The sequence below is a fragment of the Segatella oulorum F0390 genome, assembly GCF_000224615.1.
Lineage (GTDB): Bacteria > Bacteroidota > Bacteroidia > Bacteroidales > Bacteroidaceae > Prevotella > Prevotella oulorum.
On sequence record NZ_JH114215.1, the window covers coordinates 839063 to 860301 of the forward strand.

A 21239-nucleotide genomic window follows, 5' to 3' on the forward strand; every position below is an offset into this window, starting at 1 on the left:
AACAGAAATGGAAAATCAGAAAATTCGCGTGGCAATAACCCACGGAGACACCAATGGTATTGGATATGAGCTCATCTTTAAAACATTTGCAGATGCTGAAATGTTGGAACTTTGCACGCCCATCATTTATGGATCACCCAAGATTGCTGCCTATCATCGCAAAGCTTTAGACATTCAAGGCAATTTCAGTATCATCAATTCTACCGATGAAGTGCAAGATGGAAGAATAAACCTTCTCACCTGCTTTGACGAAGAATTGAAGGTTGATTTCGGCCACTCTAATGAAGGAAGTGGCAAAGCTGCACTGCTTGCTTTAGACAAAGCGTTGACGGATTACCGTCGCCAAGCCTATGATGTGTTGGTGAATTGTCCCATAGATAATAAAACAGTTCATGTCGACGGCTATCCCTTTGAGAACATCGCACGCTATCTTGAAACCAGTATCGGTGAAGGAAAACAGACCAGCACCTTATATGTGAGCGGGCAGCAGCATTTGCTCATTGTGACAGAAGATGCCGAAGTGAAAGACGTTACCCATCTGTTGACCAAGAAGATGATTGTTGAGAAAGGTGAATTGTTGGCACAATCGCTTCAGCGTGATTTCAACATTTCTAATCCGCGCATAGCTGTTTTAGCTTTCAATGCCACCAATCAAGGTGAGGAAGAACAGGAATTCATCATTCCTGCCATCAAGACTTTAACCGAAAAAGGCGTGCAAGTGTTTGGACCTTACACTGCAGAAACGTTCTTCGGAGAAGGCTATTATGAGGCTTTTGACGGAGTGCTGGCCATGTATTCTGACCAAGCGCTGCCCACAATAAAGGCACTTACAACGGAAGGTGTCGTTGAATTTAACGCCAATCTACCTTTGGTGGCAACGAAATCGTCCGAAACGTATGGTGCTTCTATTGCAGGAAAGGGAATGGCTGATGCAGCAACATTCCGCCATGCCATTTATACTGCTATCGACATTTATCGCAATCGCATAGCATTTGATGAACCTTTGGCAAACCCTTTGCAGAAGCTTTATCACGAAAAGCATGACGAAGGAGAAAAAACAAGGTTCTCGGTCTCAAAAAAGAGAAATGAATAAGAAATATCAAAATGGATTTTTTATCTTTGGAATCGTGGTGCTGGCCATCATGATTTCACAGTTAAATTTCCATCAAGTGTGGGAAGGACTGCAACATGCAGGCTATTGGTCGCTGGCTGTTGTGGCCTTATGGGCAGCACTTTATTTGCTCAACACTTCGGCATGGTATATCATTATCCATTCACAACCGCGTCAGCCAGCACAACGTCCCATATCCTTTGCCTGGCTCTATAAAATTACGGTGTCGGGATTTGCACTCAACTATGCCACTCCTGGAGGTTTAATGGGCGGCGAACCCTATCGCATCATGTCCCTATCGCCCAAGATTGGAACCGAGAGGGCTTCGTCTTCGGTCATCCTTTATGCAATGACTCACATCTTTAGTCATTTTTGGTTTTGGCTCCTTTCCATCTTCCTTTTTATCTTCATACAGCCGGTAAATGCCATTTTAGGCATGCTATTGGCTATCATTGGCACATTCTGTTTGTTAGGGATATGGTTTTTTATCTCTGGCTATCGCACAGGTTTAGCCAACCGGGTGATGAATATTTTAAAGCACATTCCACTCTTGAAACGGTGGGCTTTGCCATTTATCGAGCACCATCGCCAACAACTTGACACCATTGATCAGCAAATAGCAGCGTTACACAAGCAATCGCCTATAACGTTTATTTCTGCGGTGTTATTAGAATTATCATGCAGAGTGCTGTCCGCTTTAGAAATCTATTTCATCTTATTGGTTCTGATGCCACACGTCAGCTTCCTACAATGTATTCTCATTTTGGCTTTCACCAGCCTCTTTGCGAATTTGCTTTTCTTCATACCCTTGCAATTAGGAGGCCGCGAAGGAGGCTTTTTAATGTCGGCAACCGCCTTGGGTATGTCAACCAATGCCGGCATCTTTGTGGCACTCATTGTGAGACTTCGTGAACTTTTATGGACAGGAATCGGCTTACTTTTGATTAAGTTCGACAAAAAGGATTCTGCGTAATAGTCTTCTAAAAACATATAAAAAGCAATGCCACCGAAAGGTATATTCAAATAAAACATGTAACTTTGCTTGCACATGAATACGTCGGAACTCCAAAAAATTAAACAACGCTATAATATAGTCGGTAATTGTGATAGCCTAAATCACGCTTTAGACATTGCACTACAAGTGGCACCTACCGATCTCTCGGTGCTGATTATCGGTGAAAGCGGTGTGGGAAAAGAAATCATTCCAAGAGTGATTCACGAACATTCTCCACGCCGTCGCGAGAAATATTTTGCCATCAACTGTGGTTCTATCCCCGAAGGAACCATTGATAGTGAGCTTTTTGGACACGAGAAAGGTTCTTTTACGGGGGCAATAGGCGAAAGCGAAGGCTACTTTGGCATCGCCAATAAAGGAACCATTTTCTTAGATGAAGTGGGCGAATTGCCTATGGCTACGCAAGCACGTTTACTGCGTGTTTTAGAAACAGGCGAATATATTCGTGTGGGGGGACAGCAGATTTTGAAAACAGATGTGCGTATCGTTGCGGCGACAAACGTCAACATGCAAAAGGCAATTAGCGAAGGACGGTTTCGTGAAGATTTGTACTATCGGTTGAATACAATCCCCATCCAAATTCCACCTTTGCGCGAAAGAGGCGAAGATATTATCTTGCTTTTCCGCCTATTTGCCATGCAAATGGCTGAAAAATATCATTTGCCGAAGATTAGTTTATCGGAAGATGCCAAACAACTGATGTTGAAATATAAGTGGCCGGGCAATGTGCGGCAACTTAAAAATATCACAGAACAAATTTCTATTCTCAGTAAAGATAGGGAGATTACTGCAAAAAACTTGTTGAATTTTATTCCACAAGATAATGAAAGTACAGAATTAGCACCTATAAACAGAGGTGGGGAACACTCGTATGAGACGGAACGAGAGATTCTTTATAAAATACTCGTTGAGCTAAGAGGTAATGTAAGTGAATTAAAACGTGAATTAAATAATTTACGAGAACGATTTGAGGAAATAAATCCTTTGCCCATAACAAATGAGTTTGAGCATAAGACTTTTTCACACAACAATGAGACTTCGCTAATGAGAACGGATGCTCATCCGGGACATTACACCTATATTGATGCGCCCGAAAGGCATGATGCAGCAACTACCTATGATGCCATTGCTGAAGAAATACATGAGCCAGACAACCTCAATCTGAGTAATTTAGGCAGGAAAATGGTAGAAAAAGCTTTAGAACGAAATGCTGGTAATCGCAGAAAGGCGGCGCAAGAGTTAGGTATCTCGGATAGAACGCTTTACCGGCGTATCAAACAATACGGATTAGAATAGACAAAAGATGAGACGTTATTGGATGAATACGAAAAAAATACAGTTTGTATGGATAGCCATAGGGTTATGCATTATCACTGCATGTAGCTTTAAAGGCTATAAATTTAATGGGGCAAGCATTGATTATACGCAAACAAAAACAATCCAAATCGCAGAGTTTCAAAATCGTTCGAACTATGTTTGGGGACCTATGGCGTCGATGTTCAACAATCGGTTACGCGATCAATTTGCCGACCATACAAAGCTGATTCAAGTGAAAAGAAACGGCGATTTGCGTTTAGAAGGTGAAATAACACAATATAGCCAACGCAACAAATCGATTTCGAGTGAAGGGCACTCTGCACAAACGGAGTTATCGATAACCGTGAATGTGAGATTTACCAATACGAAAAAGCATAGCGAGGACTTTGAGAGACAGTTCACTGCCACTGCAACATACGAGACTACACAGAGCTTAAATGCCGTACAAGAGGAGTTGGTTACACAGATGATAAAAGACATTGTCGATCAAATTTTTAACGCAACTGTAGCAAATTGGTAGATAAAATGAATTTAAGGCACCTCATAGAGCACCCCGAACAGATGGATCGTGAGACGCTATACGACTTAAGAAGTTTTATAGCCTTGCACCCTTTTTATCAAACTGCACGCATCCTTTTGCTGCTTAATCTGTATATTTTGCATGATGCTACCTTTGATGAAGAATTAAGAACGGCAGCAATTTATGTGACTGACCGGCGAATTCTTTTTAATATGATAGAGGCCGCACATTACAAAATCCATGCAGAAAAGCCTATCAATGCGCAAAAAGTGCAAACACCAACCAATGATGTACAGGAAGATAGAACTGAAAAACTGATTGATTCGTTCTTAAATACACTCCCGCAAGATGAAGATAATGATATTAAAGAGGCGCATAAAAAGCCCACACAAAAAGATGCTACGGTTGATTATGTAGCCTATTTAATGAATATCGAAGACGAACAAGATGCCGAATTTCAACAAAAACAATTATCTGATAGAACATCGGCACTCATCGATCATTTCATGGAAGATGGTGGATTTAATCTTAAAACAGAAGAAGATGAAGGGGATGTATCAGAAGAAAATCATTTAACAGGCAGTACCAATCAAAACCTTATCGAAGAAAAGGTTACAACACCTCCTGCAAAAATACCTACAAGTAGTAGGGAGGAAATCAGCAAAGGAGAAGAAAGTTATTTTACAGAAACATTGTCACGCATCTATATCAAGCAAGGTAGATATGAGAAAGCATTGGAAATTATTACGCAATTAAATTTGAATATTCCAAAAAAAAATGCTTACTTTGCAGACCAAATCCGTTTCTTAGAAAAATTGATTATCAATAATAAACATAAATAAAATGGGAATAATTTACACATTATTTGTCGCTTTAATTGTCTTAGCCGCTATACTGATGGTGTTTGTCGTGCTAATACAGGAATCTAAGGGAGGTGGATTGGCTTCCAACTTCTCTTCATCTAATTCCATTATGGGTGTACGTAAGACTACAAATGTGGTTGAAAAAGCAACGTGGGCACTTGCCATTGCAATGGTTATCCTCAGTATTGCATGCGCCTATGTAGCACCACAAACTACAGAAGATCGTAGTGTATTACAGAACGCAGCGACAGAAACACAAACCACAAACCCTGCCAACACACAAGGATTTGGCACAGGACAGCAGATGCCTAAGGCTCCTCAAGCTCCTGCTCAATAAAGATTTTTCGAAAAAATAAGGGAAAAGCTTTGGCAATTCAAACTTTTCTCTTACCTTTGCACCCGCTAAATAATTTTAGCAAAGCATAAATGGTGGACGTAGTTCAGTTGGTTAGAGCGTCAGATTGTGGTTCTGAATGTCGTGGGTTCGAGTCCCACCTTCCACCCACCTCGAAAAGGCTGTGAAGCCAATAAGAGCAAGAGAAACTGCCGTTTCTTCGGTTCGATAGGTATTTTCCAGAACCTCAGCATGCCGAAGTACGGTAAGTCTTAATCTCAGAACCTCTTTGGAAGGAGCGTTGCTGTAATTTCAGCACGAAAGTTCTGAGAAAAACTTAGCCCCTGCATGACTTTCATGCAAGGGCTTTTTTATAAGATAACCGCCACATCCCTGCCGATTATAATAGATTTCCAGATTTCAGCATTGAGGACATGGCGGTATAATGAATGACGGTCTCCCTGCTCGATGTGCAGCATCTTAAATTTTCCAGATTTCAGCATGCATCATTTCCAAATTCCAGCATACAGGGAGAACTGTCATATATGTTTCTAAATAACTGTTTGAAAGTTCATCTGTATCGTATTTTGAGATTTCGGGGCAGGTATATTCCAGCCAAACTCCTTAAGATTTTCATTCAATGCAAATTGCAGAATGCTTTTCCTTTTATAGGCAGCTGTTCCTGAAGAGAACTTGCTCTGCTGCTCTTTGTCACGTACAACTTGAAGTATCTGCATGAATGCATCATGAAGATTGTGTTTCTGTGTTTTCGTATAACGAATACAATATTGTGTCTCAGATGGCTTCAAGTATCTGTTGAGAACAGTTTCTACAAAAACTTGAAGCTGCTCTATAGAGCAATCTTTGAGTTCTTCTACTATGGAGCTTCCTTTTACCTTTTTCACTTCTACAGGGAAGTTCACTTCTTCGAATGGACATAGAGGTTTATCTCCTTCCGCCCATGGCTGGATACTATCTTCTTTGGGATGCTCATGATTATAGATGAAAAGATAGATACGAGTAATTTTTCGCCCAGTCTTCTCTAACATATAATCAAACCACACATTACTACGCCCGGCTATATATAAATCATATAATTCTGTTAGAGATGGCTCGATAACTCGTCTCCGGATATCATTAAAGTTTTTATACTTCCCTTTTGTTATAATCTTTTTTGTTCGAGGATCAATAACGTCCTCTAAGTTGAATATCCGCCTAAAATTTTCTATATCAATGGGAATAACATTCTTTTTATATCTCCTTCCCTGTTTATCTATATGCTGGTAGTCGGTTGAGAACTGGCTACATAATTCATAGAATTTCTGTCCAAACTTGGAAGTTAGCAGCATAGCAGTTTTTGCATTAAATGTGGTAAACGATTTGGTCAGATTAATAAGATAAGGCATAATTTCTGGGGAGACACGAACTTCATAGGTTTCAGTATCTGAATTATAGAAGAAGGCATCTACCCAATGCACTTTTCCGTTTATAGTCTTCCCATTCTTATTGCTAATCCTTATTGGGACAAATTTTTCTCCTATTTTGCTTAAGGCTTCATAGGTTTGAAGTATCCGTGTCTTGCCACCAATCTGCCCCAAATCAGCATCTGTCATTTGAAAGTAGAGTTCTTTCCAAGAATCAGGAACGCCTAAGTTCTTTTCTGTAAAGCGATGCTTTACTTGAAGTGTGAGGAAATAAAGCAGCCTGCGTTCCATCAAACTATACACAATTGGAGCATCTACAAGAAAATTACTCCACAGGATATTATCTCCTGTCTTTTCAATTTGCTCTGTGAATACAGCTGCATAACAGCTATTACTGCCTACCCATTGCCCTGCAAGAGCGGCGCATGTGTCATTTGCCATACGGTAAGAATGTAATACCTCTCTGTGTAACTATAGTTGGAAGGAGTTAACACGTTAAGGCAGATTGTTATTACTATACCAAGCATTACTGCTGGAAATCTGCCACAAAGATAATAATAAACTTTACCAATCACCAAATTTATTTCGTTATTATTTTGTCGTAATAGTATTATTATTCTGTCGCAATAGATTATTATTTTGTCGCAATAGATTATTATTTTGTCGCAGTAGGTTATTATTTTGTCGCAATAGTGTTATTATTTTGTCGCAATAAAACTTCTGAAGCCTTGATAAACAAAGGATTTCAGGCTTCAGTAAATAAAGCTTTAATAAATATATATAAATAAAGCTTTAACGCGTATGCGCGCACATGCGAGAGGAAGAAAAAAACAAAAGGGAAAAAAATAATCCTCCCTTGATTTTGGGAGAAATCATAAAGAGCGATTTTCTACGCGTGTACCTTTTTTGGTACTTTTTTTTGGATATTTGAAATAAAGTCCCTATCTTTGTCAAAAAAACAAGATTATGGCAGTATTAAATTTCACATCAAGAGAGTTCCGGAGCCAGCAGGCACACGTGTTCGACTTGGCAGACCAGGGCGAAAAGATAGTTATTCGTAGAAACAAAAAGCAAGCTTATACCCTCGTTCCCATTGAAGATGAAGATATAACTTTCACCAAAAGCCTTGAAGAGCGTATAGGCATGGCACTTCAGGAGGTCAAGCTTATGAGAGAGGGGAAAATCAAGGAACTTTCAATGAACGACCTTCTCGATGAGCTTTAGAATTGTACCAACTCCGACCTTTGCAAAGAGCTTAAAAGCATTGGCAAAGCGTCATAAGTCCATAAAGGAGGACATGGAGAAATTCAGAAAGAGCCTTGAAGAAAATCCATTGCAGGGTACGGAACTGATACCAGGTGTTCGCAAAATTCGTATGGCCATCAAGTCAAAGAGTGGTGGAAAGTCTGGTGGTGCAAGGGTCATCACGTACAATGTCCTTGCGACAGAGCAGGATGGAGTTGTATATCTCTTGGAAGTCTATGACAAGTCCGAATATTCAACTGTCAAGGAAAACGTGTTGAAGGATATAATCAAGAACTTGGATTTGTAGGGAAAGAATATATATTTAACTACGGAGTCTTTTTGTAATCTTTTTTCACGACCTAATAATACGAGAAGAGGTGTTTATTTTCACACTTCTTATAGGATGATTTTAAACAGAAATAATATGGCGTATATGTTTTTAATTTTTAAAATGACATCCTACTGATTTATGTACACACTAAAAACAATTTTTTGCTAATAAGAAAATACACAATATTCAGATACTAACTTGTATTCTTTTATCCTGCTACATTGTATTTTGTTCTTCTTCCCTACTGGTATTTTACATTATCTAATAATAAGTTTTTGCTTTATTATAAAATACCGATTTACTTAAATGTTTATCTTTACAATATACCATAACACATTTTTGAAAAAGACAAATTAATATTACCTAAATAACATTGTAATGTATTGGCTATTATATAATTACTAAAATATTATAGCTTAAAATAAATTAAATAATTGATATCGGATAGACTTGGTATTATGAATAGTTTTACCTTTGTTGTTGAGGTGTGGCAAGATGTGTTTTTGTGGCCACAAAACTGGCTGAACGCCCAGTTCTTATCCCCCAAAAACATCTTGCCGGCTCACCGGGATTGTCATTCTTCGCAACTCAGAATTTTAAGCATACTCCATATATGGAACGAAAAAAGAAAATCAAATACTGCAAACTTCGCCTTTCAGAGGAAGAAGCGCGCATATTTCAAGAAAAGGCCAGGCATTATGACAGTGTTTCTGCTATGGTAAGAAACGCAGTTATTAACTTCGACGAGCGAGCCACTTTAGGGAAATATGATGCAATCATGGAGATGATTACGTTATACAAAAGATATCAGCGAGATTTAGCACTTGTAGGAAACAATCTTAATCAGGTTGTAAAAAATGCGAACCAGCTTGCTATTGGTAACAAGCTGAATGTGCCATTCTTTGAGAATATTCTTTTCCCTCATGTTAATGAAACGCAAAAAAATATTTCATTAATAAAGAGACAACTTACGAACATATCAAAGAAATTAGTTAAGTAGTAATGTATCTATTACTTTCTTTGTTTGTTAAGCTATTTAGTCAAACATGCAGTTATTTTATTACGTACTTATCTATGTAAATCCATAAATATGCATCTAAATAAATAATTAGATAGTTATTTTATTCCTTATGCTATGATTATAAAAATATTACAATCATCTCATACATTTGAAGCCGTTAAGTACAATGAAAGAAAAGTTTCAGAGGGTGTCGCTGAATTGTTAGAAGTAAAGAATTTTCAACATCTTCAGGAATTGGGTATGTTGGAGGCAAAGGCCATACAAAATACACTAATGGAATATTCAGCAAAGAACAGTCGAATTTGGAATACTCAATTCCATGCAACCATATCTGCAAAAAATGATGAATGTAGTTTCGATGAACTTATGGAAGCAGCTCATCAATATCTTGACGAAATGGGATATGGTCATGAAAAACAACCCATCTTAATATACGCGCATCATGATACATGTAATAACCACATCCATATTATATCCAGTAGAGTTGATCCTATGGGAAGAAAAATAAAAGATTCTTTTGAACATGTACGTACTCAAACTACTTTGGAAAAAATTAACCACGAAGACAGACAAAACAGACTTCAATCTTCTATTTCTAAAGCATTTCAATATAACTTTGAAAATTTATCACAATTCAAAGCCATCGTGGAAGCATCTGGGTATACAACCTTTGAAGAAGATAATAATCTTCTTATTAAAAGGAGCGGTGTAATTCAGATGCAACTTGCCATTGCAGATTTGGATAAAATGTATAAGAAAAACTATCTTGGTGATAATCGAAGAAAACAGATTAAGGCTATTCTGAAGAAGTATAGAGATATTACGGCTAACAAAGAAGAGCTATCGACTATGATGAAAGAGAAATTCGGTTTACAGCTTGTTTTCGTTGGAAAGAAAACAAATCCATACGGCTACATGATAGTTGATAATAAGAATAAAAGTGTATATAAGGGAGGTTCTATCCTCCCATTGAAAGAACTCTTAGCCTTTAGAACAAGAAATGAAAGACTAAACAATATGAATGATTCAATAGATAAAATGCTTGATGACAATGCTATGTTGACGACTAAGAAGATAAATGCCATCCTTTTTAGACAGTTTGGCACTTACATCAACAATGGCTGGATTATAGCTGGAAATGAGAAGATACAATTAGAAGAACATTTATTAAAAGCTATAAAAAGAAATGATAGATACTCATGGTGTCAGTCATTTCACCCACAGACCGAAACTGAGAGAGAAGTTCTTTGCACATTTGGGAAACTCGGTGATAAGGAACGGATAAAGCTTGAACAGATTTGCCCCAAGAATGTACAAGATAGCATGTTTACCTTCAATAAAATCTTAGGAGAACATACGGAAAAAGACGCTAACGACATCTTCTCGTCTTTGCGAGAGGCTGGTATTGCGATTTCCAGGAGAAATGGGACACATTACATCATTGATTTGAACAAACACGTTATCTTTAATGCGGAGGCATATAAATTAGATATGTCTTTTGATAGTACACCATTACACAAAATTCCACAAGGAGGTCATACTTTTCCAATTCCTGCTTCACATGAAACGCAGAACCGCGCTGGTAACTATCACATGCCAACAGGAGGAAATGCTTCTGATGCTAACAGAGAAAACGAAGTTGGTAGTCGTGGAGACTACGACAGAATCGATGATGAGCAAACTCTTAAAAGATAAATACATAAATAATTAAATGACTATTTGTCTATGTAACCAAAGAAATAAAGAATATATTAAATAAAAAAGTAATTATAAATTTTGTATATTCAAATAATTACATTACCTTTGCAACTAAGACCATTAGACCTTAAGGTTAGGCTTAAGGATGGCATCTACAGCCCATCACGAGTAATAATCTGGCTGACCATAAAACGTGATTGTTAAAAGTATGAGGTTTCTGACTTAGACTTGGCAGACCAATGTTTGAGCAGTTCCTTTATTAAGGAAGAGTTTAACAATTACAATAACACAATATGACAAAGTTTCTAAATTCAATTATTCCAATCTTTGCTGCAGTTGTATTCGCTTCAACAAACATTTCCTGTAATAAAAACAGAGATGAAATACAAGACATGGATTATCGGCTTCACAAGATTGAAGGAGTTAGACGATATGAGGTAACTATATCTGGAGACTTAGATAGTATCCCTTATCACATCACAGCAGGCGGAGGAGCAGCAGACTACAGCCGCGTAAAAATTTATTGCAGAGATAGCGTGTATGGTGACAATAGTGACTTTGACATAGAGGAAGTAAAGAAACTCCCAACTACGTTAACGTTCTATACTTCTCCTAATAGTCGCTGGCTTGATTGCAATATCGTTATTAAAAATTTTATAGAGAAAGTCAATGGCACAATAAACGTACATTGCAAAGGCTATTTAAATAACAAACTCATCAAAGATGATCAGGTATCATTAAATCTCACAAAATATATCTACAGCTTCTTTCTGTCATTTGATGCAGACGAAGGTTTACATATTATCAATACCGTTAAATGATTATGAATAGAATTATTGTTTTTGCAAACCAAAAGGGAGGTGTAGGAAAAACTACATTGTGTACCCTATTTGCTAACTATTTAGCAGAAATAAAACAGCCTGTACTTGTAATCGATTGTGATGGTCAACAAACCATTTTTGAAAAAAGGCAAGCTGATATTAAAAAATATGGTGATGATAACTTTACCTATAGCATCAAACCCTTCCCTATCTGTGAGGCTGAAAAAATGGAACATTTAATGAAGTCTCTGAAAACAATCAATGCTATTGTTCTCATTGATAGCCCTGGGCATCTTGCACAACAGGGATTAATCCCCTTGTTTAGATATGCAGATGAAATTGTCTGCCCTTATCAATTTGAAGCCACCTCGGTAAACTCTACCGTTACCTTTGTGAGTTTTATAAAGAAATTACAAATGGCATACAAAGATATGCACAACAGAATTTATTTCATTCCAAATAAGTATGATAGTCGTGTTGGAAAGAAAGAAGAGTTAGAATTATGGGATGAGACAGAAAAAGCGTTCTCACGTTTTGGTCATAACCTCCCTAAAATAAAACTTAAACAGGATTTGCAGCGATATAACACAATAGCAATGAATGACAAAGTTAAACAGGAAGTTCTACCTGCGTTTAATGATTTATTTAACAATATCAACAAATAAAGATTATGATAAAAACTAATAACAAGGTTAGTAAGCAAGATTTGGCCAATATGGATATTGACAAGATGCTCAAAGACATTAATGATGAAAAGGTTATTGGTGGAGAAGTTTCTGAAAAAGACACAGAAAACTCAAATGAAGAGAGGACTGAGTCTCAAACTGCAGAAGTAGCTGTGGACAATATTACTACAGCTACGGATGAAAAAGAAAAAAGTGAGATTTGGAAAGAGTTCATCAAGAACTGTGATAAAAATGCTTATCGCGTGAAAAAGTCTAATCGTAGATCGTATATGATAGATGATGATATAGTCAATACTCTACAACATTTAAATATTAATAAAATGGCTGTATCTGACATCATAAATGCGGTTATGAGAAGCTTTATTACCAACGAGAAAGATAACTTAAGAGAATTTTTGCAAATACGTGGTTTACTCATATAAATACGAATAATATGGAATTTACAGGTAAAATTAAAGTAGTGTTACCAGAAGTTAGTGGAACTTCTTCTCACGGTGAATGGAAATCGCAACAATATGTTGTTGAAACGGAAGAGCAATATCCCAAGAGACTCCTTTTCGAAGTGTTTGGAGCAGAAAAAATTCAGCAGTTTGATATTCATGAAGGTGAGAAGGTTACTGTCAGCTTTGACCCTACAGCTCGCGAGCATGAGGGCAAATGGTTTGGTAGTAATCGTGCGTGGAATATCGTAAAATTATAACAAAAGGATTAAGGGAGGTGGAGTTTAACAGCCATCTCCCCCTTAGTTCACTAAAAAAGTACACCTATGGGACTTCTTATTGGCTGGATAATTGGCTGTGGACTTATAAAGTTCATTATATGTATTATTAAACTCATTTTTAATCTTATCAAGTTGATATTCTATATTGTTATTATCCTTTGTGGAGCAATATATAAAGCTGTACAAGTGCTTTTCAAATTATGCAAGAATAGTTATCGTTTAGGAGCATATCTATTTCATATGGTCTATAATGTTCGCATTTCCTCAAAAATTAGAATTGCAGAAAGCAAATAATAGTAAACAGGAGGAATGATATGCCTATCAAACCTGAAAATAGATTACGCTATCCGAGGAACTGGAAGCAGATTAGAACTTCCATTCTTGAACGGGCACATGGATGCTGTGAATTCTGTGGTGTAGAGAATCACACCTATCGCTATAACGAGCACACGGGACACCTGGCAAGAATTGTCTTGACGATAGCGCACCTTGACCATACTCCAGAACACTGCAATCCCGATAATCTGCGTGCTCTATGCCAACGGTGTCATAATCGTTATGACGCAGAACATCGGAAAGAAACGAGATTAAATAACAAAAATAATATTAAAAAGGAAAGGATATGAAAGAAGATAAAAAAATGAATTCTATAAAATCCCCAGAATTTTTAGAGGGATTTAAAGTAGCAAGGGCTGAATGTTTGGACATTCTTTTTGAACTTGAAGATGAATGTTGGGGTGATCGTAGTTCTATAGATAGAGCAATACGCGCTCAAATGGAATTTGCAAAGGAGCTTCGTAAGAGAGTTGCTACCTTAAATCCCGTTTTATAAAAGTATAGTGAAAAGATGATTATGGAATCACTGGAAAAATCTATAGAAATAGAAGTTACCCAATCGCAAACTGCCAAAACGTTTTATTATCTTGCCACATGTTTATTATTGCTACAGATTTTAGATAGGCAACACAGAACTCCTGCAAAAGGCTTCCATCTGTATCTATATAATGTGAAAAGGGTATTCAAGCTCCTCCTTACCCGTCTTTTTGCTGAAATACTCAAAAAGAAAGCTGATACATAAGAGACTTAAAACGATATCATCTTGTACTGGGTATAGAATAGGAACAAATGCTAAACAGCATAGTATAACAATAACTTTTATCAGATATATATGATTAGACTTATAGCAAAAAGACTCCATACTATCAATACATTATTACTAACGATTGATAAAAAAGAATTCTCTCAAAAAGGTAATTTGAAAGAGAGCTCTTTTATGATGTATACTCTAAATAAATGGTACTTAAAACGAAAGGAAGATATAGATATAGCGATTAATGCCACCGAAGATAATGATCCATATAGTCAACTCTATGAACTCCTTAAATTGAAGTTTGAAACAGAAGTATTTTTACTTGTTTATCATAGAAACCCCAAAAGCTTTGTTATGAGATTTCAAGCTGAAGTAAATAGATATAACTTCGAAATCGGTAATTTTGTCTTACTGATAGAAAAGATAGACAAACACTTAAAAAGTAATATTAAAAGACTACGCGAATTATTAGAAATGAATATATTAAAACTATTATGACTCTTTAAAATTAACAATTCCCAAATTTATGTTCTTATAATTGATATGTTAGAACATTTTTTTCGCAAAATATATTGTAAGTAATATTATTTTGTTTATCTTTGTGGCAGATTTCCGGCCAATAAAAAACTGGAATAACATATAAAGCATAAAGAGATTCTGATGCTGAAATCTGGAAAATTTTACATCGAGAGGAAACTTAGAATGCTATCAGAACGATATTGGGGTACTCCCTTTAGTTCTTCCACGTGTCATGCACTATGAATAATATTTTTGTGTACAACGTGGATAGCACCGTTGAATAGAACTTCGACTATTTTCTTAGAATACAGCATCTTGGCAGATTTCGCTAAGAGCCAATCGTCATATCTCCATGCATGGTTTTGAAGTTGAATTCTTAAAAGTAAAGATATGAAATTTAGTATTGTTTTTATGATTATAGTCATCTTATATATCCTTTACTATATAAGTATGATTGCTCGTGATCTGTATTTCAACAACAAAGAAGTTGCTGATATAGGTGCCATGGAAGAAGATGAAATAGACATTTCAGAAGATGCGAGAAATTTTCAAACGATAGATATTCCAAGTCCTAATGCTGAGGATAACGAGATACCTGCCAATACACACTCTACAGAAAACAATGAGGAGGGAGGTATAGACATGAATGGCGGATACAATATTGACCAATTTATAGCTGCAGCAAACGACTACGCAGAAAATGGCGAAATGGGTGAGGCTGCTGAAGTTTGTAATAAATGGGTCATGAGTGTATAATCGAACTACCAACCTGCAATATTTTATCAATATATATATGTTTTATTAATTAATTATCAGAATTTTATGAAAGATTTAATTTCAAAGATTTGCAAGAAAGGTAAGAAAGCTTGTGGGAGTGTTGTGCAAAATGCATTAGCTACAAAAAGAGCAGCCTTGTCTATCTTTGCTCTTACTATTTGTATCTTGTCTATGGCACAGAGTAAAGGTGCTGCAGGCTTTCAAAAGGCTGCAACAGAAATTAGCAGTTATCAGGATCCTGTCCAGAAACTCCTCTATGCCATTGCAGGTGTTATAGCACTTGTCGGTGCTTTTAACATCTACTTTAAAATGCAGAACGGCGACCAGGATGTAAAAAAGACCATTATGATGGTCGTTGGTGGCTGCGTAGCATTTATCTCTGCAGCTGCAGCATTGCCTGCATTCTTCAAATAAAGTATTGGGTAGAGAGACTAAAGTCTAAGTATTATATGCTTGGAGAAGTTCTCTCTACCCAATCTTTTAAACAAATAGATTTATGGATATATCATATACAGGATACCCTGTTTTCAAAGGATTACAAAAGCCACTTGAATTTATGGGAATAAGAGGCAAATTTCTCATCTATGCTGCTGCTATTGTTGGATTAAGCTTTATAACCTTCATTATAGTTGCTTTTCTTACAAATAAACTCTATGGCTTCTTAGCAATGTTAGTTGTTGCAGGTGGCGGTTATCTACTCATATTCTTCAAGCAAAAAGAGGGATTGCATTCAAAGCATAAATTTAGAGGTGTTGTAGTGTATAAAGACTTATTCATAAAAGAATATTAGAATTAATTGGGTTCTATGGCAACAAAGAAAAAGACTTTTGACGGCTTATTTGCACAGTTACAAGATATAAAAGACGCTAAGGGAAACTACCTTAACACTGTTTTGTTCTCTAAAAAAGGAGATTATTCTGTTATCTTCGAAATAGAAAATACAGTACAACAATTCAGTACTGATGCTGATTTATACTTTGCCTATATGGATGTTCTCAATAACATTGTACAAACGATAGGTGAAGGATATGCATTACAGAAACAGGACATTTTTTGTAGACAGCAATATCATCATGAAATAACAGATGATATGGAATATCTCTCAAAAAGTTATTTCAAATTCTTTAATGGCAGAGAATATACTGAAATACGTACATTCCTTATCATTACGAAAGAAGCTGCTCATAGCACCTTTGTAAAATATGACCCCAAAACATGGGATGAATTTCATACCAAAATTAATAAAATAGAAAATATTTTTTCTGAAAGAGGTGTACCTTATAAGAAACTAAATCGCCAAGAGGTTAATGAATATCTTCACCGTTTTATGGCCTTTCAATTCAGAACAGGCGCATTCGGAATGACAAATATTAAGTCGACAGATACCTGTCTCAAAATGGGCGATAAGGTAGTAAAGTCGTTCTCACTTGTCGATGTTGACGAGATTAATCTACCTACATTTATTAGACCCTATCAAAGTACATCAATTAACGGATACCCTATTGCAACCGACTTACTTTCTTTTTTAGCAAGTGTACCCGATTGCAGCTGTATTGTTTACAATCAGGTGTTACAGATTCCTGCACAACGAAAACTTATGCAGAAAATGAGGGCAAAAGCAAAAAGACACGACTCTATGCCTGACACATCAAACAAGATTGCAAAAGCAGATATAGATTTGGTTTTAGATACATTGGAAAGAGATAGTAAGCTACTGGTAAACACTAATTTTAATGTAATTGTTAGCTGTCCATTAACAAAGCTAACACAGGTTACTTCATACCTAGAAACCAAATTTTATGAGGTAGGTATCACCCCATCCCAATCTGCTTACAATCAATTGGAACTATTTCAATGCTCTTTCCCAGGAAATGCTTATTCTTTTAATGACAGTTATGATTTATTTCTCACACTTTCTGATGCTGCATTATGCCTATTTTTCAAAGAGCACATTAAACATTCAGAAGATACCCCACTAAAAATCTACTACACAGATAGACAAGGCCTTCCACTCGCTATCGATATAACCGGAAAAGAAGGCCGTTTTAAAATGACTGACAATGCTAACTTTTTCTGTATTGGCCCATCTGGAAGTGGTAAGAGCTTCCACATGAATAGTGTGGTTAGGCAGTTACTCGAACAGAATACAGACGTTGTAATGGTTGATACAGGTGATAGTTATGAAGGTATTTGCCGATATTTTAAGGGAACTTATATAACATACTCCAAAGAGAAGCCTATTTCGATGAACCCATTTAAACTGACTGATATAGAATATCAAGATAACTTTGGGGAAAAGAAAAACTTCCTAAAATCACTCATCTTCCTTATCTTTAAAGGAACAGAGGAACCCTCTAAAATAGAAGATAAAATCATCAATCAAACGATTGTCGAATATTATGACGCCTACTTCCATCCTTTCACGGCCTTTACAGAAGAGCAAAGGCAAGAACTTAGAGAAAGGTTATTGCTTGAAGATAAAAAGAATGGAAAGTACGAAGAGTTTCAAGAACGCCTTGAAGAAAAATATTCCAATGATTTTGATATAAGTGAAGCTATCAAAAAAGAAGTTTCCGATAAAGAAAAGGTACGCAGACAAGTAGATAAACTACACAATTTAGTCAATGACAGTGCTGCTTCCGATGGTGAGAAAGACAATGCTAATAAGCAATTACAACGATTGATGCCTGAACTTGTAGAAAATAGATATTTGTCTCGCATCGAAAGGAAAATTGATAAAATGGAGGAGAAAAAGCGGAGGATGCATGTAGAAAATCTTTCATTTAACTCTTACTATGAGTTCTCTATAGAACGTATCCCTCAGATTATGAGTGAAAAAGATATTCACTTTGATATTAATAACTTTTCGGCTATTCTCGAACAGTTCTACAAGGGGGGTGAATTGGAGCATACATTGAATAATGATGTAGATGAGTCGCTATTCGATGAACGCTTTATTGTCTTTGAAATTGATAAAATTAAAGATGACCCTGTCTTATTCCCTATTGTTGTTCTCATTATTATGGATGTATTCTTACAAAAGATGCGTATTAAGAAAGGGCGGAAAGCGCTTATCATTGAAGAAGCGTGGAAAGCAATATCTTCACCCACCATGGCCGAATATATCAAATATTTATACAAGACAGTGAGGAAGTTCCATGGTATTGCAGGTGTAGTGACCCAAGAACTTAATGATGTAATTGACTCCCCTATCGTAAAGGAAGCTATTATCAACAACTCTGATGTAAAAATCCTTTTAGACCAAAATAAATTTAAAGATAGATATGAGGATATTGCTGCTATACTAGGGTTAACCCAAGTACAACGTCAGCAGATTTTCACTATCAATAGTTTAAACAATCATGATAATCGAAATTACTTCAAAGAGGTTTGGATTTGCAGAGGATTAGTTTCTGACGTGTTTGGTGTCGAAGAACCACCTGAATGCTATTGGGCATACACAACAGAGAGGGCAGAGAAAGAATGTCTTAAAATCTATGAGAAGTATTATGGTAGCATCCAAAAGGCTATAGACGAATTGGAAAAAGACCGTAAGAAAGCCAACATCGGGAAATATCTTGATTTCGCAAGATTAGTCAATAAACAACAAAAAATAATGGCATTATGGGAAGAATAAAAATAGTTTTATTGGGAGCAGCACTATTCCTTGCTGCCTGCCCTGCAAAAGCATGGTGGAAATTTGTCATCAACCCTTGGGCTATAGGACAGGTCGAAGCAAACACAGCAGCCGTGACATTAATAGAGAATGATCACAATAGTAAGCTAAGTCAAATACAAGACAAGCAAAAGAAAATTGCTCAATTTACTGCAACGATGGCTACGATAAAAGAAGTATCATTGTTGTCCCTACAGAATGTATCAGGATTTGGTGAAGAAAGTAAGATGTATAAAGAAATTCTGAGTACACTTGCAACAATGCCAAAGGATTTTGCGATAACAATGAAGTACCTAACAAAAGGGAATGTTAAGAACTATCTCATTTGTATGGATGAAATCATGGGATTAGTTTATGACGTAAAACACTGTACAAATACTTTTAAGAATGTTGTAACAAATGGGAAAGTAAGTTTTCCAAAAAAACAACTCCCATCAGCAACAAACTTTGGAAAAGATAAAAACGATGGAGAAAATCTTCTTGACAGATGGACAAGGTGGAGCTTAGCTAATCAAATCCTTTCTGACTTAAAAGAAATTCAATATAAAATACATGCTATTGCTTACATGTGCCAGTACTGCAACTCCATGAGTAATCTCATCTTCGCCGTAGATGTAGATAGCTGGTTGTCTTTCTTTACAGCCAAGAATGCCGTAGATGGATTAATTAGTGATTGGGAAGGGCTTGGCTCATAACAAATTAAGCATATGCTTATGAAGAAATATATTATCATACTTAGTTTTGCTGTTTGCTGTTCCCAAGCACATGCTGGGGTAATTCCTCTCCCTAAAGATTTACCTACCACAGAAGCCTTAATGCACTTGCATAAGACCATGAAAAAGGCTGAAGATAAAGCACTCATTAAATTGGGAGAAGGAAAGATTACACAAGACGAAGTTACAAACAAGACTACCAAGTTTAACGAAGTCCGGAATATCTTAGATAGTAAACTGAAGAATGCTTATTCTTACATTATTTTAGCTGGTTCTATTAGTTCCACCGGAAAAAGTCTTTATGAACTTATAAAAGAATATAGACGATTTTGTAGAATGGGAAATTCAACATTTATAAAAAGACCTATGGTTACATGGTATTACCTTGAAGCCCAATATGGCGTGGCTAAAGAAATTAAAAATCTTCAGAAACTGATTGCGACAATGACAGCAAGCGGTTTAAATCTCATGCGCGCATCAATGGACGAAAAGCTATATCTGCTAATGGAAATAAAGGCTTCAATAGAAAAAATGCGTGGCATTATAGACCATGCTTATTGGTGGTGCTCTTACGTGATGGAGAGTGGTTTCAAATACTATTATATATGGGATATTTTGAATAGTGATGTAACTGATGAAATCGCTAATGGTTTAATTAATCAATGGATACAAGAGGTATGAAGAAACTTTTTTTATTTATAATATTTTTATTGACATGCTCGCTTGCTATAAAAGCACAATCAATACAAAGAAATGAAGAGTTGGAAAAGCAGCTGCGCTCTATCGAAGTTGGTCCATGGGATTTCGCGCCTGATTGGTTTTATTATTTCTTACACAAAGACTATTCGGGGGCAGAGAAATTTTGGAAGTGGAGAGGATTTAAGTCTGGCTATAGAGTGCGATTTGTTGAAAGAAAATCAAATGTAAAGCGTGTAATGCCTGTACGCGTTGCCGAAGATGCTGTGCAGAGAGAAAGATTAAAAGCTGCCACTACAGAGTACGATAAAGTCAATGAAGTCTATAAAGAAGAGTTGATTAGGGAAGCAGACAGAACTGTTGACTTAATGTATGCAAACTATAAGGATGATTTCAATAAGATGCAAGACCAAATTGCAGATGGTTTATCCTATTGTATGAAAAAAAGCAAAGGGAAAATGGCCAGAGCTATAAAAGAAGTCACTTCCAAAAATGAAGTCCTCTGTGAAGGAATATCCTATATTCATAAAACTGGTGTCGGCTATGAATTAGAAAACTCAAAACGGCAAAAAGCCTATATCGAAATAAAAAAGGAAATGCAGGAGCTGGTAAAACGTACACTTCACCTGTGCCTTTTTGCAGAAGCAAATTTTTAAAAAAT

24 protein-coding genes and 1 tRNA gene are annotated in these 21239 nt (G+C 36.4%); 24 read left to right on the forward strand and 1 reads right to left on the reverse strand.

Annotated elements, in window-relative coordinates:
- The first annotated feature begins 7 nt into the window (after nt 1–7).
- From HMPREF9431_RS03545 to HMPREF9431_RS03575, 7 genes are all read left to right on the forward strand, one after another.
- On the forward strand, nt 8–1093 hold the full coding sequence (locus HMPREF9431_RS03545) for a PdxA family dehydrogenase (protein WP_004379743.1): 1086 nt from the start codon (nt 8–10) through the stop codon (nt 1091–1093).
- Nucleotides 1086–2084: a lysylphosphatidylglycerol synthase transmembrane domain-containing protein gene (locus HMPREF9431_RS03550; RefSeq protein ID WP_004379744.1), complete on the forward strand. Its 999-nt coding sequence runs from the start codon at nt 1086–1088 to the stop codon at nt 2082–2084. Before HMPREF9431_RS03545 ends, HMPREF9431_RS03550 begins: the two co-directional genes overlap by 8 nt.
- Nucleotides 2085–2159: 75 nt before the next feature.
- On the forward strand, nt 2160–3422 hold the full coding sequence (locus HMPREF9431_RS03555; protein ID WP_004379745.1) for a sigma-54 interaction domain-containing protein: 1263 nt from the start codon (nt 2160–2162) through the stop codon (nt 3420–3422).
- A gap of 22 nt (nt 3423–3444) precedes the next feature.
- Nucleotides 3445–3963: an LptE family protein gene (locus HMPREF9431_RS03560; protein ID WP_040560787.1), complete on the forward strand. Its 519-nt coding sequence runs from the start codon at nt 3445–3447 to the stop codon at nt 3961–3963.
- 5 nt (nt 3964–3968) lie between these two features.
- Nucleotides 3969–4805 (forward strand): hypothetical protein, encoded by an 837-nt coding sequence (locus tag HMPREF9431_RS03565; protein WP_004379747.1) that lies wholly within the window; start codon nt 3969–3971, stop codon nt 4803–4805.
- Between the two features lie 7 nt (nt 4806–4812).
- On the forward strand, nt 4813–5163 hold the full coding sequence (secG, locus tag HMPREF9431_RS03570) for a preprotein translocase subunit SecG (RefSeq protein WP_025070277.1): 351 nt from the start codon (nt 4813–4815) through the stop codon (nt 5161–5163).
- A 91-nt stretch (nt 5164–5254) separates the two neighbouring features.
- A tRNA-His gene (locus tag HMPREF9431_RS03575) sits at nt 5255–5330 on the forward strand.
- A gap of 381 nt (nt 5331–5711) precedes the next feature.
- On the opposite strand, the gene HMPREF9431_RS03580 is transcribed toward HMPREF9431_RS03575, so the two are convergent.
- Nucleotides 5712–7025: a replication initiation protein gene (locus HMPREF9431_RS03580; protein WP_004379749.1), complete on the reverse strand. Its 1314-nt coding sequence runs from the start codon at nt 7023–7025 to the stop codon at nt 5712–5714.
- Nucleotides 7026–7550: 525 nt separating this feature from the next.
- On the opposite strand from HMPREF9431_RS03580, the gene HMPREF9431_RS03585 reads away from it, so the two are divergent.
- The 17 genes from HMPREF9431_RS03585 (at nt 7551) to HMPREF9431_RS03670 (ending at nt 21234) form a co-directional block, all read left to right on the forward strand.
- On the forward strand, nt 7551–7808 hold the full coding sequence (locus tag HMPREF9431_RS03585) for a hypothetical protein (protein ID WP_004379751.1): 258 nt from the start codon (nt 7551–7553) through the stop codon (nt 7806–7808).
- Nucleotides 7798–8136 carry a hypothetical protein gene (locus HMPREF9431_RS03590; protein ID WP_040560789.1) on the forward strand — a complete coding sequence of 113 codons (339 nt, stop codon included), beginning with the start codon at nt 7798–7800 and terminating at the stop codon, nt 8134–8136. The genes HMPREF9431_RS03585 and HMPREF9431_RS03590 overlap by 11 nt, the downstream gene beginning before the upstream one ends.
- 637 nt (nt 8137–8773) lie before the next feature.
- Entirely contained in the window at nt 8774–9160 is a 387-nt protein-coding gene (locus HMPREF9431_RS03595) for a ribbon-helix-helix domain-containing protein (RefSeq protein ID WP_004379753.1), read from the forward strand.
- 135 nt (nt 9161–9295) lie between these two features.
- Complete coding sequence (locus HMPREF9431_RS03600) at nt 9296–10876, forward strand: relaxase/mobilization nuclease domain-containing protein (protein WP_004379754.1); 1581 nt, start codon at nt 9296–9298, stop codon at nt 10874–10876.
- Nucleotides 10877–11172: 296 nt separating this feature from the next.
- The gene (locus HMPREF9431_RS03605) at nt 11173–11700 is read left to right on the forward strand and encodes a hypothetical protein (protein WP_004379755.1); all 528 of its coding nucleotides are present in this window, start codon (nt 11173–11175) and stop codon (nt 11698–11700) included.
- Nucleotides 11701–11702: 2 nt separating this feature from the next.
- On the forward strand, nt 11703–12365 hold the full coding sequence (locus HMPREF9431_RS03610) for a ParA family protein (protein WP_004379756.1): 663 nt from the start codon (nt 11703–11705) through the stop codon (nt 12363–12365).
- A gap of 5 nt (nt 12366–12370) precedes the next feature.
- Complete coding sequence (locus tag HMPREF9431_RS11955) at nt 12371–12808, forward strand: hypothetical protein (protein WP_004379757.1); 438 nt, start codon at nt 12371–12373, stop codon at nt 12806–12808.
- A gap of 11 nt (nt 12809–12819) precedes the next feature.
- Entirely contained in the window at nt 12820–13086 is a 267-nt protein-coding gene (locus HMPREF9431_RS03620; RefSeq protein ID WP_004379758.1) for a DUF3127 domain-containing protein, read from the forward strand.
- 643 nt (nt 13087–13729) lie between these two features.
- Nucleotides 13730–13939 carry a hypothetical protein gene (locus HMPREF9431_RS03625; protein WP_004379761.1) on the forward strand — a complete coding sequence of 70 codons (210 nt, stop codon included), beginning with the start codon at nt 13730–13732 and terminating at the stop codon, nt 13937–13939.
- A gap of 336 nt (nt 13940–14275) precedes the next feature.
- On the forward strand, nt 14276–14695 hold the full coding sequence (locus HMPREF9431_RS03635; protein ID WP_040560792.1) for a hypothetical protein: 420 nt from the start codon (nt 14276–14278) through the stop codon (nt 14693–14695).
- Nucleotides 14696–15106: 411 nt separating this feature from the next.
- Complete coding sequence (locus tag HMPREF9431_RS03640) at nt 15107–15472, forward strand: hypothetical protein (RefSeq protein WP_004379765.1); 366 nt, start codon at nt 15107–15109, stop codon at nt 15470–15472.
- 66 nt (nt 15473–15538) lie between these two features.
- Nucleotides 15539–15907 (forward strand): DUF4134 domain-containing protein, encoded by a 369-nt coding sequence (locus tag HMPREF9431_RS03645; protein ID WP_004379766.1) that lies wholly within the window; start codon nt 15539–15541, stop codon nt 15905–15907.
- An 82-nt stretch (nt 15908–15989) separates the two neighbouring features.
- Nucleotides 15990–16283, forward strand: a complete 294-nt coding sequence (locus HMPREF9431_RS03650; RefSeq protein WP_004379767.1) for a DUF4133 domain-containing protein — start codon at nt 15990–15992, stop codon at nt 16281–16283.
- A 15-nt stretch (nt 16284–16298) separates the two neighbouring features.
- Nucleotides 16299–19130, forward strand: coding sequence for a TraG family conjugative transposon ATPase (locus HMPREF9431_RS03655; protein ID WP_004379768.1), 2832 nt, complete (start codon nt 16299–16301; stop codon nt 19128–19130).
- Entirely contained in the window at nt 19118–19864 is a 747-nt protein-coding gene (locus tag HMPREF9431_RS03660; protein WP_004379769.1) for a hypothetical protein, read from the forward strand. The genes HMPREF9431_RS03655 and HMPREF9431_RS03660 overlap by 13 nt, the downstream gene beginning before the upstream one ends.
- An 18-nt stretch (nt 19865–19882) precedes the next feature.
- Nucleotides 19883–20563, forward strand: coding sequence for a hypothetical protein (locus HMPREF9431_RS03665; protein ID WP_231287694.1), 681 nt, complete (start codon nt 19883–19885; stop codon nt 20561–20563).
- Complete coding sequence (locus tag HMPREF9431_RS03670; RefSeq protein ID WP_040560794.1) at nt 20560–21234, forward strand: DUF5045 domain-containing protein; 675 nt, start codon at nt 20560–20562, stop codon at nt 21232–21234. The genes HMPREF9431_RS03665 and HMPREF9431_RS03670 overlap by 4 nt, the downstream gene beginning before the upstream one ends.
- The last annotated feature ends 5 nt before the right edge of the window (nt 21235–21239 follow it).